This is a genomic window from Acidovorax benzenivorans (assembly GCF_028680575.1).
GTDB classification, from domain to species: domain Bacteria; phylum Pseudomonadota; class Gammaproteobacteria; order Burkholderiales; family Burkholderiaceae_C; genus Acidovorax; species Acidovorax benzenivorans.
Window position 1 is genome coordinate 146,427 of record NZ_JAPCKI010000006.1, and the last position, 15,750, is coordinate 162,176.

At 61.4% G+C, this 15,750-nt stretch carries 14 protein-coding genes and 2 pseudogenes; 1 reads left to right on the plus strand and 15 read right to left on the minus strand.

Features of this window, described 5'->3' with window-relative positions; translation table 11 throughout:
- Positions 1 to 2: 2 nt before the first annotated feature.
- Positions 3 to 1,076, minus strand: coding sequence for a DUF6352 family protein (locus OIN59_RS12680; protein WP_274110791.1), 1,074 nt, complete (start codon positions 1,074 to 1,076; stop codon positions 3 to 5).
- Positions 1,077 to 1,518: 442 nt separating this feature from the next.
- On the opposite strand from OIN59_RS12680, the gene OIN59_RS12685 reads away from it, so the two are divergent.
- Positions 1,519 to 2,427 (plus strand): hypothetical protein, encoded by a 909-nt coding sequence (locus OIN59_RS12685; RefSeq protein WP_274110792.1) that lies wholly within the window; start codon positions 1,519 to 1,521, stop codon positions 2,425 to 2,427.
- A 390-nt stretch (positions 2,428 to 2,817) separates the two neighbouring features.
- On the opposite strand, the gene OIN59_RS12690 is transcribed toward OIN59_RS12685, so the two are convergent.
- From OIN59_RS12690 to OIN59_RS12755, 14 genes and pseudogenes are all read right to left on the minus strand, one after another.
- Entirely contained in the window at positions 2,818 to 4,263 is a 1,446-nt protein-coding gene (locus OIN59_RS12690) for a hypothetical protein (RefSeq protein ID WP_274110794.1), read from the minus strand.
- A 76-nt stretch (positions 4,264 to 4,339) separates the two neighbouring features.
- Positions 4,340 to 5,758, minus strand: a complete 1,419-nt coding sequence (locus tag OIN59_RS12695; RefSeq protein ID WP_274110796.1) for a UvrD-helicase domain-containing protein — start codon at positions 5,756 to 5,758, stop codon at positions 4,340 to 4,342.
- Positions 5,745 to 7,475: an ATP-dependent nuclease gene (locus OIN59_RS12700; protein WP_160854017.1), complete on the minus strand. Its 1,731-nt coding sequence runs from the start codon at positions 7,473 to 7,475 to the stop codon at positions 5,745 to 5,747. Before OIN59_RS12700 ends, OIN59_RS12695 begins: the two co-directional genes overlap by 14 nt.
- Before the next feature lie 126 nt (positions 7,476 to 7,601).
- On the minus strand, positions 7,602 to 8,015 hold the full coding sequence (gene acpS, locus OIN59_RS12705; RefSeq protein ID WP_274110799.1) for a holo-ACP synthase: 414 nt from the start codon (positions 8,013 to 8,015) through the stop codon (positions 7,602 to 7,604).
- Between the two features lie 36 nt (positions 8,016 to 8,051).
- Complete coding sequence (locus OIN59_RS12710) at positions 8,052 to 8,972, minus strand: nucleoside triphosphate pyrophosphohydrolase family protein (protein ID WP_274110801.1); 921 nt, start codon at positions 8,970 to 8,972, stop codon at positions 8,052 to 8,054.
- On the minus strand, positions 8,972 to 10,063 hold the full coding sequence (locus OIN59_RS12715) for a nucleotide kinase domain-containing protein (RefSeq protein ID WP_274110803.1): 1,092 nt from the start codon (positions 10,061 to 10,063) through the stop codon (positions 8,972 to 8,974). The genes OIN59_RS12710 and OIN59_RS12715 overlap by 1 nt, the downstream gene beginning before the upstream one ends.
- Positions 10,064 to 10,107: 44 nt before the next feature.
- The gene (locus OIN59_RS12720; protein WP_202396628.1) at positions 10,108 to 10,956 is read right to left on the minus strand and encodes a thymidylate synthase family protein; all 849 of its coding nucleotides are present in this window, start codon (positions 10,954 to 10,956) and stop codon (positions 10,108 to 10,110) included.
- Positions 10,949 to 11,839: an ImmA/IrrE family metallo-endopeptidase gene (locus OIN59_RS12725; RefSeq protein ID WP_274110805.1), complete on the minus strand. Its 891-nt coding sequence runs from the start codon at positions 11,837 to 11,839 to the stop codon at positions 10,949 to 10,951. The genes OIN59_RS12720 and OIN59_RS12725 overlap by 8 nt, the downstream gene beginning before the upstream one ends.
- Entirely contained in the window at positions 11,836 to 12,204 is a 369-nt protein-coding gene (locus OIN59_RS12730; RefSeq protein ID WP_274110807.1) for a helix-turn-helix domain-containing protein, read from the minus strand. The genes OIN59_RS12725 and OIN59_RS12730 overlap by 4 nt, the downstream gene beginning before the upstream one ends.
- Positions 12,201 to 12,515, minus strand: a complete 315-nt coding sequence (locus tag OIN59_RS12735; RefSeq protein WP_160854029.1) for a hypothetical protein — start codon at positions 12,513 to 12,515, stop codon at positions 12,201 to 12,203. Before OIN59_RS12735 ends, OIN59_RS12730 begins: the two co-directional genes overlap by 4 nt.
- A gap of 99 nt (positions 12,516 to 12,614) precedes the next feature.
- Complete coding sequence (locus OIN59_RS12740) at positions 12,615 to 12,860, minus strand: DUF2274 domain-containing protein (RefSeq protein WP_274110810.1); 246 nt, start codon at positions 12,858 to 12,860, stop codon at positions 12,615 to 12,617.
- On the minus strand, positions 12,857 to 14,128 hold the full coding sequence (locus tag OIN59_RS12745; RefSeq protein WP_274110812.1) for a TrbI/VirB10 family protein: 1,272 nt from the start codon (positions 14,126 to 14,128) through the stop codon (positions 12,857 to 12,859). Before OIN59_RS12745 ends, OIN59_RS12740 begins: the two co-directional genes overlap by 4 nt.
- A gap of 2 nt (positions 14,129 to 14,130) precedes the next feature.
- Positions 14,131 to 15,012: pseudogene (gene trbG / locus OIN59_RS12750) on the minus strand (P-type conjugative transfer protein TrbG); the annotation flags it as partial.
- A pseudogene (locus tag OIN59_RS12755) lies at positions 15,004 to 15,696 on the minus strand (ParB/RepB/Spo0J family partition protein); the annotation flags it as partial. The pseudogenes OIN59_RS12755 and trbG, both read right to left, overlap by 9 nt.
- Positions 15,697 to 15,750: the final 54 nt, after the last annotated feature.

The window sequence follows — 15,750 nt, forward strand, 5'->3', positions numbered from 1 at the left end:
ACTCAAGATACCGATGCCAGCGGCAGATTGAGCAACAGGTTCTGCGGCTTGATGCGCACCACGCCCTCGGCGTTGGTCGCCAGCCCCAGGTACACCGGCTTGCCCCCCACATCGGCACGCATTTCAGCCGGGTTGGCAAAGGTCAGCGTGAACAGGCTCACCAGCCTCGCCATGCGCTCGCCATCCACCGGCCGATCCTGGTACAGGTCCTTGAGGATGGCGGTGGACTCCACATCCAGCCCCACATGCCAACGCCAGGCGCTGTCGGTGACCTGGTGCACAGGCTCGATGGACACCTGCACGCCCAGCAGGTGGGCCACCCAGCGCTCCAGCACGCGAGCCAGGGCCTTCAAGCCTGACCGGGCACGGGTCATCTTGAACGTCAAGCCATGGCTCAGGTCCTGTGTCAGCTCGTGGGTCAGGTCGAGCAGGAAGTGGTGGCGCTCGCTCGCCTGCCAGTAATCCACCGCGTTGTCCGCGGTCAACACCTGCACCTGCGCCGTGGGCTGCAAGGCCCCGCTTTGCCGCAACAAGCGCCCCACCTCGCCCAAGCCCGCTGTTTCGTTGAGCATGTCCAACGTTGCCTGGTCGCCTGCCAGCATCTGCCCCTCTTGCAAGGTAATGCGCTGCGGCCGAAACAGCATCTCGGCGGCACGGGCTTCGAAGGCGTCGTTGCAGTCGTCCAGCAGGTTGCGCAGCAAGGCCTGCACTACCGTGTCGATAAACACGGCAGGCACGTTCACCGCCCCACTGCGCATGAGCTGCAGGTAGTACGCCTCCAGCGTGCCAGCGGCCAGCAGGCCATCGCGAAAGCGCAGGAACACGGTGTAGTTTTCGCGGGCGTCGTCGTCCTGCAACTGGGCCAGTTCCTCTGGGGCCACCCGGCGCGCAGGCGATGCCTTCAGCATCTCGTGCAACGCGACCTCGGCCGCGCACGACTCCGGCACCAACGCCAATTCCGGGCGGCGCAACAGGTGCCGAACATACGCATCCGTGGCGCTCAGCCACCCGCGCTCGTTGCGCGCCAGGTGCGTCAGTCCGCTGTGGGGCCAGAAATCAGGAACAAAGGTAGACATGGAGATTTATGAGCCAGTTCAAAGGACGAACAGGACAGAGATGGGGAATCACAAATCGGGGAAGCGGCAGAGGGAAAATGCGCGTTTTCAAGCCGCTGCAAGAATCGGTTCAAATAAAGTCCGATCTTATCGGGCAAGGTCCGGCACTCGGGGAATCTACGCCCGATTCCCGCCGTAGCATGCATTTGCAGACCCTGGCTGTGCGCTCAGAAAGTCAATGCTCAAATGGCATAGCGGGCGCCCTAGCTCACGCCCCGCATCCCGCTCCAAGCCGCAGCGCTCATTGGGGCGCATGCACGCTTAATCCACGGCTCCGTCGGTAAGAAATACCTGGGATTCCTGCTGCTTTCGCGGGGATTGGACGCTGAAGATTGGAGGATGATCACCCAAGCTCCCTATTTCCACAGCCTGCGCAAGCGACCAACCGACGATGGAGTCCCACATGCTCGATATTTCTCAAGCCGCCAATCTCCTGACCTCTATGGGGGTGTCCAGCACCCTGGCAACTCGCGCTGCGGAGCGCACAGCACAAAACCATTCCGACGCGGACCCACTCACCTTCCTCAAGGAGCTGAGAGCCACTTTGGAGGAGCTGTCGGCAGAAGCTCCATCCGGCACAGTTGGCACTGCGGCCGGCGCGGCCTCAACTGATAACGCGGCCTATACGTCCACCACGGATCTCTACACCAAGAGCACCGCTCCATCCTCAACCACCAGTGCCACGACGACAGCAGAAAAAGCAGCGGCCACAGTTCCTTTCAAGAACTTGGAAGAGTTCAAGCAATGGGAAAAGGACTTGGGCGCCACTTTTGCGGCGGACTATGAACCGCCAGACTACGTCAGGATGCACGCCATGGTCCTCAGTGGCGGTGACGATACGGTCGTTGGGCGTTACATGTTTTTCAAGAATCACCCAGAGTTCGCCGCAGACTACGAGTCCATCCGGAGCGGCAATCTGTCCAAATTTCCAACGGATGGATCTACGTTAATAAGAAGCGACCTGTCCAAGATGTCCGAGGAGACGGCGGCCTACTACCGGAAAAACCCCAACGCCCTGCTGGCCGCCGAGGGTTTCAACATGGACCCCACCCTGGCAAAAATGCGCATGAATGGGGAGATCAATCCGCCCACAGGAACCGATGCGTCCGAATGGCTCATGAGCAGCAAGTGGACCAAGGATGGCATCGTGGCCGAGAACAATCGGGTCGCCTATGCAAATGCCGACTACATCGGCTTGGACGGCAAAGGAGCAGGGACCTACAAGCGGAGCCGACTCGATGCGGCCACCGGCAACATCATTAACTACGATGGACGGATCTATGACCCGCTGACGGGCGAGGTGAAAGCCTGAGGCACCACTGGCGGTCTGCGCCTGTTGCGAGTCCGAAGGTCCGCAACACAGGCCGCGCTTGCTTAGGAACATGAGACTGCTTCACCAAAGGGCAAGGCCAGCAGGCAAGGCGCACGAGACACTATAGGGAGCGAGTTACCGCGCCCTATGACTCATCACTCCCACTCCATCATCAACAAGACGCCCAAACCCGCGTGGTTAAAGGGATTGGCTGTGATCGACATGGGGCCTTACCGTCGCTTTTACCGTCAGAAGCGCACATCTTTTGCTGGCGCGGGAGATGGAGCGATTTGCGGGAGAACAACTCTAGCGACACCATCATCAATCAACTGGAAGGATACAGGAAGTCGGCGCCAGTTTCCGCTTGCGTGTCACGATCCGGTCGTCAAGTCAAGCGTTTGCTTTGCGCGCTGCCAGTTTTGCTTCAAGCAGACGATAGGCCCGCTTCTCATCCAGCTTCGGCAGGTTCGGCTCGTTCTGCAAGAGATCAGCCAACACCGGCGTCACAACATCGAACAGTGCAGACAGCAGCGCTTCGCCGACTGCGCGCGGCTCTGCAAGGTCCTCCAGTAGTCCCGACATTTCGCCGTGGGCGAGCTTGTTGCGGCCTTCTCGGTAGACCTTGTGGACGGCTGCATCCACCGTAAGCGCGCCCTCGGGTACGGTCTCACCCTCAGGCTTGAGCGCGGTTTCGGCGAATTTTGTCATATCGTTCGCCTTGCCGCCTGCGCCCGACAGCCCGTCAGCGGCACAGCCATAGTTGACCACTGCCATGAAGTCGGAAGCCTCGCGACGAGCTTCACCGACCCAGTACAGCGCATTGGCCCAGCGTTCGACGAGATGCAGCGCATGTCCGCTTCGTCGTCCATCGACGTAGCGCTGCAAGATCCACCCGGCAGCATCCAGGAAGGATTGCTCGCCCGCCATCTTGGCAGCCAGCGCACCCGGACGTCCGCCAAGGCCAGGCATCTGTACGCTCGACCCATGCAATATCCGTCCGTCTAGCGTGGTCGCGAACCGGTCCTCTGCAAAAAGATGCTGCCGGCCGGCTTTCGTAAATCGTCGCGCATCCTCGATCTGGAATCTCAGTCCGATTGCGTCAATCGCAAGTCCCACCACCACCGACGCTTTGAAATGAGACCGCGCATGCTCATGCCCTTCCATCCGGATGGTCGCTACCCAGCTGTAATGCCGCAGCGTGCGCAGAACATCCAACGCATGCGACGCACGGCGACCACTCTCGGCGGCAGTTGATCGAGCGGTCAACTCATCCATATCCAGTTCACGAGACTCGACCTGGTGGATGAGTTCTCGAACTTCCGAGTCCTTGACAAAGGAATCGAGCCATTCCGCTCTGGGCAGGAATCGCACTGGTCCCACGGCGAATGCCGGCACGGCTTGATCCGAGTGAAACAGATGGCATGGGATATGCCGGTCAACGTCGGGACTTGCACTGGTGGCAAGTTGCTGCAGGCGAGCTTGATAGTCGTCGGCGAGCACAGCGTAAAAATCGTCACCGAGCACCACATCCTGCTCATTCTGGCCGTCCGGTACTGTTGGAAGGTGCGATTGGCCGTCGCGGAGCGTGTCCCCGATGGCCTGGAACGAAAGCTTCATGAAGGCCTCCCGGTCAATTGTCTGGCGCAGCGCTTCGCGTGATCTCCAGCTTTGCTGTGACAGCAAGTGAGCTGCGTCCACGCCAGCTTGCGTGATCCGATACTGCCCGCCTTGCGACACCGGAATGGCAAGCGGAACCAAGGGGTTCGCGCTGAGGGCATGCCACTGTGCAAAGGTCATCGCATTCGCCGTGATCACGTCCTCGACGATGGTCTCCATGAGCTTCCCAGGCGGCGTCTCTTTTGCACCACCCGAGCTTGCAAACTTGTTCTCTCTTACCATCTCTCCCTCCTGCTTAGCCCAATATGGGGCTGGCGCTACACACAACCAGCTTCATTGATCCGCGGGTCATGGCCACATACAAGTGCTGTGCGCTCATGCCCTCCGTATTCAGCACCACCGCCACTTCCGCCTCCAGCCCTTTGAGCAGAAGCGTGCTGCCGACCGCACGCTTGGGCAACGGGCGGCCCAATAATCGGTTCTCTTCGCGCACTCGCCTGGCAGCCTCCGCAAGCGGGACGTTTCCTGCCGAGGCCCCACGCATCGCCTTGAGCACGCCGTAAAGAATGGCGGGCCGATGCACGCGCACGTTCGGCATTTCGCGCAACTCCGACAACAGTGTTGCGGCAGCGGCGATGGACGGGCCGCGCTGGAACGCCAAGGCACTGCTCTCCGCTGTGGAGGGCGGATTCCTTGCGGTTCCTCGGGCCAACGACTCCAGACGCCGTGTCAGCTCTGCGACACCCACGTTGGTCATGACGCTTTGCGCCAGCGCCAGCAACTGCCCCATGGCCCCCGCAGACGCAACATCGAAATCGTTGCCGAAGGTGATGAGGTCTTGCAAATCGACTGCCTCAACGGTCGAGGCCCCTGGCGTCTGGCTTGCAAAGTTCTGCTGGCTCGAACGGTTGCGGCTGTCAGCAATGATCAGCACGCGCCCGTCCGCGGTGGGCGGCAGCGTCCGCGCGGCAGCCAGTCGCTGCGGGTGGTCGTTGGGCGGGATGGTCTGAACCCACGTCACATGTGCTGGTGGTCCGGTGCGCAGATCCACCGATTGACCAGCCACGAACAGACGGCGGGCCTCCAGCAGCCATCGTCCGAGTGCTTCCGCACCGGCATTGCGCCACCGCCACGGCGTGGCCAGTTCCGCCACGACCGGGAAATGCGCGCACACTTGCTGCTCCCAGTTGGCCAAGGCGTTGCCACCGAAGCCGAAGATGCCCTGCATCGGATCGCCAAGCACGCAGGTCGGCAGGATCAGCGAGAGAAAGTAGACGAGATAGTGCTGAGGCACCGAACAGTCCTGGTACTCGTCAACAATGAGGTGCGCATAGGACGCTCTCAGTACCTCGCTGACGTGCCCGGCCTGCAACAGCTTCCAGGCGAATTCGCGGATCGCTGGGTAGTCTCGCGCCGGCGTGGCGAGTCGCAGGAGGTCCGGGTCATGACCGCTGCGACCCGGAAAGCTCGCAATCAACCGAATGGCCCAGCCGTCGATGGTGCTCAATCGATAAGCACTGTGTGGCACACCGGCACGGTCCAGACGGCCACGAAGCGCCGCTACGCCAGCGTTAGTGTGCGTGAGCACGAGAATGGGCTTGCGACCTCCGTGCGCGGCCAGGGCGTGGGCAATCAACTGCGTCTTGCCGCACCCGGCCGGTGCCGTAACCGTGCCGCGGGCAATCGCGCGCAGGTCGATTTCAGCGGGGCCCATGAGCAGCCCACGCAGATACCTGGTCCACCAGTGCCTTGAAGCCTGGATCGCATAGCGGCAAGTCCGGCGCCACGATGCTCCTTGCTACATCCTCCATCCAGGAGATGGACTTGAACCAACCGGCCTTGCGGATGCGCGCCGCCTGCCCGAGCAAGGCTCGGTTTGGCATTGACAGCGCTTGCGTGTTCTGGATTTCGTCCCAGACGGCCTGAACGGTCAGCGTGTTGTTAGAGACCGTGCGCAGGTGTTCGTGAATCAGGTCGCCATGCAGGTCGTGGGCATATTTGATCAAGTGCTGGCAGGCCACCGGCGTGAGACTGCCAAACAGTTCGTCCTCCAATGCGCGGCCTGCGCGGTAGGCGACGACCGCACCACCGCCCTGCAGAAATGCCTGCTCGACGACAGGCGTGGGCTTCTTGTCGTCATCACGTACCACCATGACCCTGTAACCCAATGACTGGAAGGCCGCCGCGCGGGCATAGGGCCGGTCGGGCTCGCCACCGCCACAATCGACCATGGCAATGCCCTGTGCTGCCAGCGACACGCCGCCGTGTTCGACCCGGTGCAAATCCAGACCACGCAGGAGTCCGATCTCGCTGGCCCCTTCGCACACGATCACGGAGCCAGCCAGAAAGGCCTCGGGATAGAGGCGAATGGTGCTCTGCGTGTCGTTATCGGTCCCCACCATGCGGGACTCGTGGCCGTGAAGACTGCGGCGCAGCACGAAAAGCTGGCCACCCGACAACTCCCTGAGCGCCACTGGAGAATGCGTGGTGAGGAACGCCTGCAGCGGGGCCGCTTCCTTCGCTCCGAGAGAGCCGAGAAACCGGGCGATGCGGTGCGGCTCAAGGCCGTACTCTAGCTCGTCCGAAAGGACAATCGTCGTCTGACTGGCCGCTTTGCGCTGCAGACCGGCAACCAGCAGGCGCGTGGACCCGACGCCGAGACTGCGAAGCGGGATGCCGCCCTCGTTGTGCAGAGAGATGGTCCCGCCGCCGAACGACACGGAATGCGAGTCGAGCAGTGCCCTCGCCTTCGCGCCAATGTGGACGCCGAGTTCCTGGGCGGTCGCGGCGACGATCCCCAGCGCTTCTCCCAATTGCTGCTCGGCCTGGTCGCCAAAGGTGCCGCGCGCATCCCGTGCAGCCTTCACGAGTGCCGCCGACGCATCAGCGCGTTCTTCCGAGATGCGGTTCAGGACCGAGCCCCGCTGCCAAGCAAGGTTGTAGTCAGCGAGCGCACCGATCCGCGTCGGCGCCAAGGCCAGACGGTCCTTCCACGCGAGGGTCTTCACCAGACCTTGCTGGGCGGCGCGGTCGGAGATGAGAGTCCAGGATGGCTCCAGGTCGCTGGCGACGGTCAAATTCAAGCAGAGAACCACTTCTGCACCGGCGGACGGCTCGTCTTCTACGAGGCCCGTGGCGGCGTGATAGCCGCGCAGAAACGCACCGAAGCTCTCCAGCGTACTCATGCTGTCATCCAGCGCGCCCAGCGTCAGCGTGATGCTGATTGGAGCGGTGATGTCCAGGCCGAAAAAGTCAGCGTCGGAAATTTGGACATTGCGCCTAGCACCCAAGCACAGATCGATCGCATCCAGCACTGTGGATTTTCCGCTGTCGCCCGTGCCGATCAAACAATTGATGCCAGGCGATGGACACCACACCAGTTGCTGAATGCCACGGAAGTTGGCTATCTCGATTTTTCTTATTCTTGCCATTGGGTGCCCCTGTGACGGTGTGCGGCTTTTCCCGCTTTAGAAAGTTTTGGTGAGGAAGCACTGCTGCGCACTTTTCGACTATTTCCGCAGCCTGAAAGCACCCCTGCTGCAGACAACTAGCAGTACCTACGCTGCCAAAGCGATGACACTCGCTATCGCAATCGAGCTTGTGTGACTGGCGCTCACCAACCAATGAACGATCCCCCGCTCACTCGCAATTTTCACCAATCGGCGGTGTAGTACGACAGCCGGTGCGCCACTCCGCTGAGAGACAACCTCGACATCCGTAAAAGCGATGCCATCGCCCCAACCCGTGCCGAGTGCTTTCAGTACGGCCTCCTTGACGGCAAAGCGCGACGCAAGTCTTTCTGTTCTGTCGCCGCCCTCATCCGCGGTAGCCAATTCTGCAGTCGTGAAGTAGCGATCCAAGAAGTCGCTCGCCTGTTTGTTTACGAGGCGAGCAAAATCCGCGGTGTCGACAACATCCACGCCATGGGCCACAACATTCCGAAAATTCAAAAGCTGCGTTTCGTCGGTCATTCCTGGGCCTCCCGTCACTAGCTCATTCGAATAGCATCAAGGATTGTGAGCAGGCTTCCGCCGAGCGCTTTTCGGTGGACCAAGAAAGGTCAGGCTCTTCGCGTCTTGATCAACCAATATCTTCCCGCCACCAGCACTCAGGACTTGGCGCCAAACCTCGAATCCGACCAAGATCGCGCGCTGCCATTCACCTAGCGACCGCTCACGTACTTCGAGGAGCGACGTCACGCCTTTGACCGTACGTAGCAACTTGTAGTCCAAGTCGGTGACACCTTCGAGCCACCGATGCTCCTTCGCGTAGTCGAAAACCAGCGCCGCAACACCCTCATCCAGAACCTGGGCTCTGCCGCCGTCCTGCACCTCGTCTACTTGAGGATCGCTCTTGCGCTTCCTTTTCAGAAGTTTCCGAATAACAGGCGACCAGCCGAGTACCGCGACGTAGCCCAGATGGAAGACGTCGTGAAATCGATAGCCATCAGGGTCATCAGCGTTGTCGGTCAAGTCGTCACCGATCTTCTTGCCGTTGACGCGCATCCGAATCTTCGTTCGCCCCTTGACGATGACCTCGCTGAGTTCAACTTCGAAACGTCGAGGCAACCGCTCGTTCTCTTCGAATTCGGCATCGAAAGCGAGCGCCCCTGTATCCTGCGGCCCCCAACGGTCCCGGGTCTTCTTCAGATTTGCTTGCGCGACATCGCTCAGTTTGAGATCGAACTTCGCAGCGACGTTTGCGATGTACCAGAGCAAGTCGCCCAACTCTTCCGACACGCGCTCCTTGAACAGGAGATGGGAATCACCGTCTCGAAGGTGCTTCTTGTACTCGCTGAGCAGTTCGCCCGTCTCACCTGCCAGCCCGAGCAAGGGAACCACGAGATCGGTTCCTGCATCGCCACTTTTCTGTCGCGAAGGAACGCGATCGGTCTTTTGTGCTTCTTGCTGGTAGGTGTTCAAGTTCATTACGAGCTTCCTAAGTCCAAGGTTGACTGGGCAATTGACCTGTTCGCAGACTTCTCACCCTGTTTAAGGCTGGCACGGCCCGAAAGGTCCGCCTCAATCTTCGAATTGATACCCCATTTGGGTGGATACCAAGGCAGGTCCAACGGTCCGGTGGGAGAGAACTTCTGCTTGATGCGTGTCCGCCCTGAGATGCCGGCCACGTCCGGGTGGGCCACCCGCGCGTACTTGTCAACCTCGCAAAAGAGGTTTTGGCAATCGATCAATTGCAGCCTGCGCCCCCACAGGGATTGGAACTTGATGCCGAGCCGCTCAAACTCGCGCTCCTGGTTGTCAGCCATCAATCGGATCAGCTCTGCCTCATTGAGGCCTGCGCTGTCGCTGAAGCACTTCCTGAGGCCGTCCCGAGCACCAGGGCCTGGTATGACGAAATCCATTTCCGAGAAGTCGGTGACTTCGCTGTAGTTGATGTCCGTCACGAACTGATATGCCAGAAAGTCCCCGATCGTTGGGTAGCTTCTGAGCAATTCGAACGCGGTCTGCATCTTCTTCAACTGCGCCAACTGGCCCGCAAGGTCGTCAGCCATCATTCGTTCCAGTAGGCGCAAATGGTTCTGATGCTTGGCCGTATGCCCGAAAGCGGAACCTCCGGGCGGCATGATGTAGGCGGCCGAGTAGATTCGCCCCCCTGCCCTCATCGCCTGGCTCAGAACCTTGTCGTAGTGCTCGAACTTGTAGTTCTTGAACGTGATCTCACCGAAAGTGTGTTCAAGCAACTTCCAGGTCTCGATCTTGTTGAACAACTTGAACAGCAAGGTGCGGAAGAGCACCTCGGACGTCGACTGTGGAAGATCATTGCGGTAGATCACATGCCTGATCAGATACTGGCTGACGCGATCCGAAGCGCGATACGCGTTCGTAAACTTGTGGACGGAGATCACCGGATCACTGGTCCATGGCGCGGGTTTGCCCTTCAGCCTCTGGCAGAACACGTTCTGCCGCTCCACTGCGAACCGCCAGTAGCTATCAAACACCGGCGTGACCTTGATCGGCAGCAGGTGCGTCGGACCAACGGTCGGTGCTGGAGCGGCCACAGGGTCATTCTCCGAAGGCACACAGCTCTTGCTGGCTCCAACCCTCACGCTGCAATCTCTACGTCTGTCGCGAGCACATCGCCAGTGTCAGCCTCCTGATGCTTCAGAGGAAAACTCGCACGAGCCGCAGCGATCAGCGGTTGCAGGTCCGGATCAGACTTGGAGATGCGCTCGAACTTCGCGACGCCGACAACGACATTCATTCTCAAAAGCTTGGTTTTCATTTCATGGGCCATGAAGGCGCCCAACTGGGCAATGCCGAGGTAGTTGCCATATGCCTTCACGAACAGCTGCTGCGTCGCGTAGAAGGCGTTGATGACCAGTCCCTGCTTGGTCGGCTCGAAGCTGACGTGCTGAAGGCAGGGAAACTGAAGCTGGGCGTCAGCTACATGGTCTCGGGCTGGATCAAATACGCTCGCTTGAAACATCGACCGCCGCACGCCCTCCCGTCCTTCGAACTGGGAAAGGATCCATTCGAGCTGATTGCCATCGCAAGGGCCGCGCCCATACCCGGTCATTCGCTCGAAATAGAGACCGCGGCGGTTGTCCCGCTGATTCATCGCTTGATAGCGGGGAAATGCATCCTTGTAGTATCGAAACAGCGCGGCGCGATCGCCCTGCGCGACCTGCCACAAGCGCTGCGGAAAGATCGTGAACGCCACATCGTCCACGCTGCGCATGCGTTTGGCCGAAAGCAGCGTATCGAGCGCCTCGCGGATGGCCGGCGTTTCCGGAACTGCACCCCGTTCATCGAAGCCAGTCACGCTCAGGATCAGGGGCGATATCTCGGGACCCGCGTGATCGATGACGTGAAGCACGGCCTTGGCCCAGGCTCGCGAAATGTCAGGCTCGTCGACGAGGAGCGGGCCGATCGAATGGGGAAGCTTACTCATCTGCAGTCTCCTCAAGGTGACGGAATCGAGCCAGACCAACGTACTGGCGCCGGGCGATACGGACATAGGTTGCCCACGGGGTGCCGGGTATTGCCACTCGCGTGATGCCGCACTTTGCAGCGCGGAAAAGTCGCGCGGCAGCTAACTCACGCTCGGGCAGCAGCATTGAGGCGTCCACAACCACACCCGATGGAAGGAGCACAAGCGCATCCTGTTCAATGTCGAGCGTCGGCGAATTCCAGTGCTGATCCGCTACGGTGAGCGGCGTGGACACGACCTCCCCCAGCAGTTCCGTGCGGATCATCTTTGGCGTGATCCGCCCGAGGCGATCACGCTGCGCTTGGTTGATCATGTTGATGCCGTAGGCGAGGTGATTCACCAGAGTCGCCTGCCCTACACCAAAGTTGCAGGCAATGGCGTACATATCGAGGGCTGTTGCGCGATTCGGGTCCAGGCCGCGCTTCGCAAAAGCTTCTCGCAAACCAAGCGTTGGCATCAAGACGAAGGCCGCAAAGGCGTCAGCCAGAATCTCGTTCGGAGGTCGATCTGCGTTATTCGCTTGGTCTTCCCTCAACTCGTCAATGGTCGACCCGTGCCCGAAGACGTGATGCCCCAGTTCGTGCGCGCACGTGAAAGTTCGTCTCGCCAAGGGCCTGAGGACAGAGACATGAATACGCGGCTTCGGCGTTCGGTCGTACATGCCCTCCATATTGATATCGTTGAAGCGCACGGCGACGTTATGCGCCTCGCACAAACCATAGATACAGGTGGGACTCTTGAGATCCACGCCCGCCTTCACGCGCGCAGTGATCGACGCCTGCATGCCTTGCATCACCAGGGCTTTTCGCCCCGCGGCCGTTGTGTTCGAGAGCTGAGCACTCATTTGCTCTCTCCTCCCTCTTCGGCGTCCGAGCTGCGCATCGACGCCAGCAGCCGTAGCAGTCGATCCAGGTCGTCGGGCTTCAGCTTGCTCAATTCGCGCGCGGCAAGCTGAAGTCGTGGATCATTCATTTCGAGTTGTTCGGCTGTTTCGCCAAGCAGCCACGAAACGGTGACGTCGTAGGTCTCCGCGAATTTCACGAGTTCTTCTGCTGAAACACGTCGATTGCCGGCCTCGATCTCGGAAATCGTCGGGCGATGCATCTGCAGCAACTTGGCCACTTGGCCCTGAGACAGGCCTGCGGCCTTTCTGGCCTCTCGCAGTCGTTCGGCGATCGCCGAACGCTGGGCGTCCGGGCTGTCCGTCATTGCGCGTTCGCCTGCTTGGGTTCAGCTACGACTTGCGCTTCTGCCAGCGCGACGACCTTTGCCACGATCTCGTCAATCGTCAGCGCGACGCAGGAATCATCCTGCCGGAAGATGTTCACGTCATTGTCGATGGTGATCCCGAGCTTCGCACCCAACATGCCAATGGCTACGGGCCAAATCTTGCTATCGAACTTCGGCAGTTCCTCGATGGGCTTCGTCGCACCACCAAGTGGTGGGCATTCAAGCTCACTCGTCGCTTGTATGTTCTGCAGGACTTCCACGAGCGTCGCCTGAATCAGAGCAGCATCCATTTGGACCTCCATATGGGCCATTACGGCCGGTAAGAATATCTTACCAAGACTTTTGGATCTCTGCAAACGGCTCCTCTGGTGCAGCCCAACAAGCCATAGTCAACCCGGCTTCGGACGAGTGACCTTGGCCTTGCCCGGCTTCCTGAATCCCCGATCTCCAGCCATAAATGCCTCTAGCATGTACGAGATCAACGCCATTGCGTCCACTGCCTCGCCGTAGGTCTGTGCATGCAGCGCGGCATAGCGGTCGAGGTCGGCTTTCAGGCCAGCCGGGCAAACGAAGGTCAGCTTGACACTTTCAGTCTTTGGGAGCGGCCCCAGCCGCAGCTTCTTGGCGGTGTTCATTTAGCGATGCCCCTAGTGAAGAAAAGCGGCTGGTAGGGCCGTAGCACCAAGTCGCGGTTGACGATGATCCGCACCGGCAGGCCCGGCCGACTAGTCAGCGTCGGCTGGATGTTCATGTTGCGCCGGGTCATCTCCTGGCCCACCTGATTGATGCTGTCCTGGGCGCTGTCGCGCCCGGCGATCACGATGCGATTGCCGTCCTGCCGGTTCTCGGGCGCGGCCAGCTCGGCTCCCACGCCCAGCAGCGTGGTCAACGCCGCGCCGACAAAGACGCGATCCCAATGCCAATCGACGCCATCCTCCAGCCCTGAATAGCTGGCCGGATCGGTGCCTGCCAGGTTGTCGAGCTTCAGCGAAGACGTGTCGGGCAGGATGATGCGGTTCCACACCACCTGCACACGGCTCTGCCCGTAACTCACCTGGCTGTTGTACTTGCCCAGGATGCGCGAGCCCTGCGGGATCAGCAGGAACTTGCCCGTGGCCGAGTCATAGACCGGCTCCGTCACCGTGCCGATCACGTCGCCCGGCAGGTCGGACTTGATGCCCGTCACCAGTGCGCCTGCGATCACCGTTCCGGCCATGACCTGGTACGGCGATGCCGGCATTTGCAGATTTTCGGAATTGCGGGTTTCCGTAGAGCCGCCTTTCAGGAAAGCCTCTTTCTGGTCTTGCCGGTTCTGCGCCGCGGTCGGGTCGGACGGCTGGGCCGCCGTCGAGGCCGGCCCGGCCGCCAGAGAGTCGAAGCCCGCCAAGGCGTTGCCGGGCGCAGTCGCCGCGACTTGTGTTGCGGCCGCTGCGCCGGCCTTGGCCGGACTGCCCGAGCGGAAGAACACCGACGAAGCCGCCGCGGCATCGGCCTCCTTGCGCCGTGCATCATCCGGGTCGGGGCCCGGCGGCGCATAGGTGGGCGTCACCGGCTGCTGCGACTTCACGATGGCCGGGCCGAGATCGCCCGGCAGCGGCGGCCCCAGCTCGGGCACTTTCGCGGGCAGTTTGGAATAGTCCGAAGGCAGGCCGTCCAGCCCTTCGGACTTCGAGACACGATCCACGTTGTACAGCTCGGTCTGCTCGCCTGCATTGCGCCGGTGCGGCTGCAATGACCAGATCGTGGCTCCGAGCACGGCGACCGACAGGCCGCCAGTGAGGATGGCCAGCGTGCGCCGGTTCAGGCGCGTGACCGGACGCGGCTGAGCACGTAGCACCATCGCCTCGGGTGCCACCTTGCCCGGCGACGGCACGGCCTGGTCGGGAATGTCGTCCTGGCTCATGGTCAGTTCCTCCGCGTGCCACCCGAAACCCCGTCCGTGCGCTCGATCCGCACCACGTCACCCTTGTCTGCGCCCAGGCGCAACTCGGCCGCGCCGAACAGCCGATCCACGATGTAATACGGCGAACGGAATCGGTAGTTGACGAGTTGGCCGTCGCCCTGCGCACCGATCACAAACAGCGGCGGCAGCTCGCCCTGAGCAATGCCCGGCGGGAACTGGATGTACACCTTCTCGCCATCGTCGAAGGCGCGCAGCGGCTTCCACGGCGGATTGCTGCCGCTGACCGCGTAGCGGAAACGGATCTTCTCCAGCGACAGGCCAGTATCGACCGAAGCGGCAGTGCTGGCCGCCTGCGCCTGGCGCTGCAGGGCCAGCATCTTGTCCTTGGGGTACTCCCAGGACACCGAAGCCATCCATGTCTTCTCAGTCGAGGTCAGCTCCAGCAGATAGGTGCGCCGGCTGGTAGTGACGACCAGATTGGTCTTGAGGCCCGAGCGGGTGGGCTTGACCATCACGTTGACGCGCAGCGCATCTCCGCTGCCGCTCGACGTGTCACCCACGATCCAGCGCACCGTGTCGCCTGCAGCCACCGTTACCAGGTCCTCACCGGGCTGCAAAGAAACCACCGTCACGCGGCCCACGGCCGCATAGACCTGGTACAGCGCGCCATCGGTGAAAGGCCAGACCTGGATCGCATTGACATAGCCCTCGCGCGTGGGCGCAACGCGGGCTTCTGCGTTGGCGCGCGAGACCCGCACCTTCTCGTCGGCAGGTTCCGGCACGGGCTTGGCCTCGTCAGCCTGGGGCAGTGGCTTCAACTGCGACGGCAGCGCGAGCAGCTGCGGTACCGCGACCACCTCCACCGGCTTCGGTGCCTCGGGCAGGCGCTCGCGCAGCGCGGACGGGTTGCGCTGCCACTGCGGCGCATCGTAGAACGCGGCCTCCTGCGCGGCATGGTCGTCGGTGATGGCAAGGGCCATCAACTGATCGAGCGTCACGGCATCGGCACGGTAGTCGTCCATCAGGCGCGGCGAGACGTTCGCCAGCTTCAAACGGCGCTGCACCACCAGCGGCGTTACGGAGAAATCCGCCGCAATGTCCTCGATGGGCCGGCCCTCGGCCACCAGGGCGGCGAAGGCCTCGAACTGGTCAGCCGGGTGCATGGCCTCTCGCTGCACGTTCTCGGTGAGGCTGGCAGTCCGTGCCGTGCCATCGGCCACCTGCAGGCAAGGCACGTTCCAATCCTTGGCGATGCGGTGCTTTTTCGCCAGCAGCTTGAGGGCCGCGAGGCGTCGGCCACCGGCCACCACCTCGTAATGCAGACCATCGGCGGCGGGGATCACGATCAGGTTTTGCAGCAGGCCCACGCGCTGGATGCTCGCGGCCAGCTCGGGGATGGACATGCGCGGGACGGTCTTGCGCACGTTGCGGCCCGTGGGGCGCAGCACCAGCCGCGACAGCGGCACCAGGATCATGTGCTTGCTCGGGTCGGCAGCTTGCAGCACGTTGGCGGCGCTGCTGGCTGCGGTGTGGACGGCTTGGGCTTCGGTGGTGGTAACGGCGTTCATGGTGAATCTCCAATCGAGTGAAACAAGGGAATGGAGGGGAACCGCCCCTCCGGC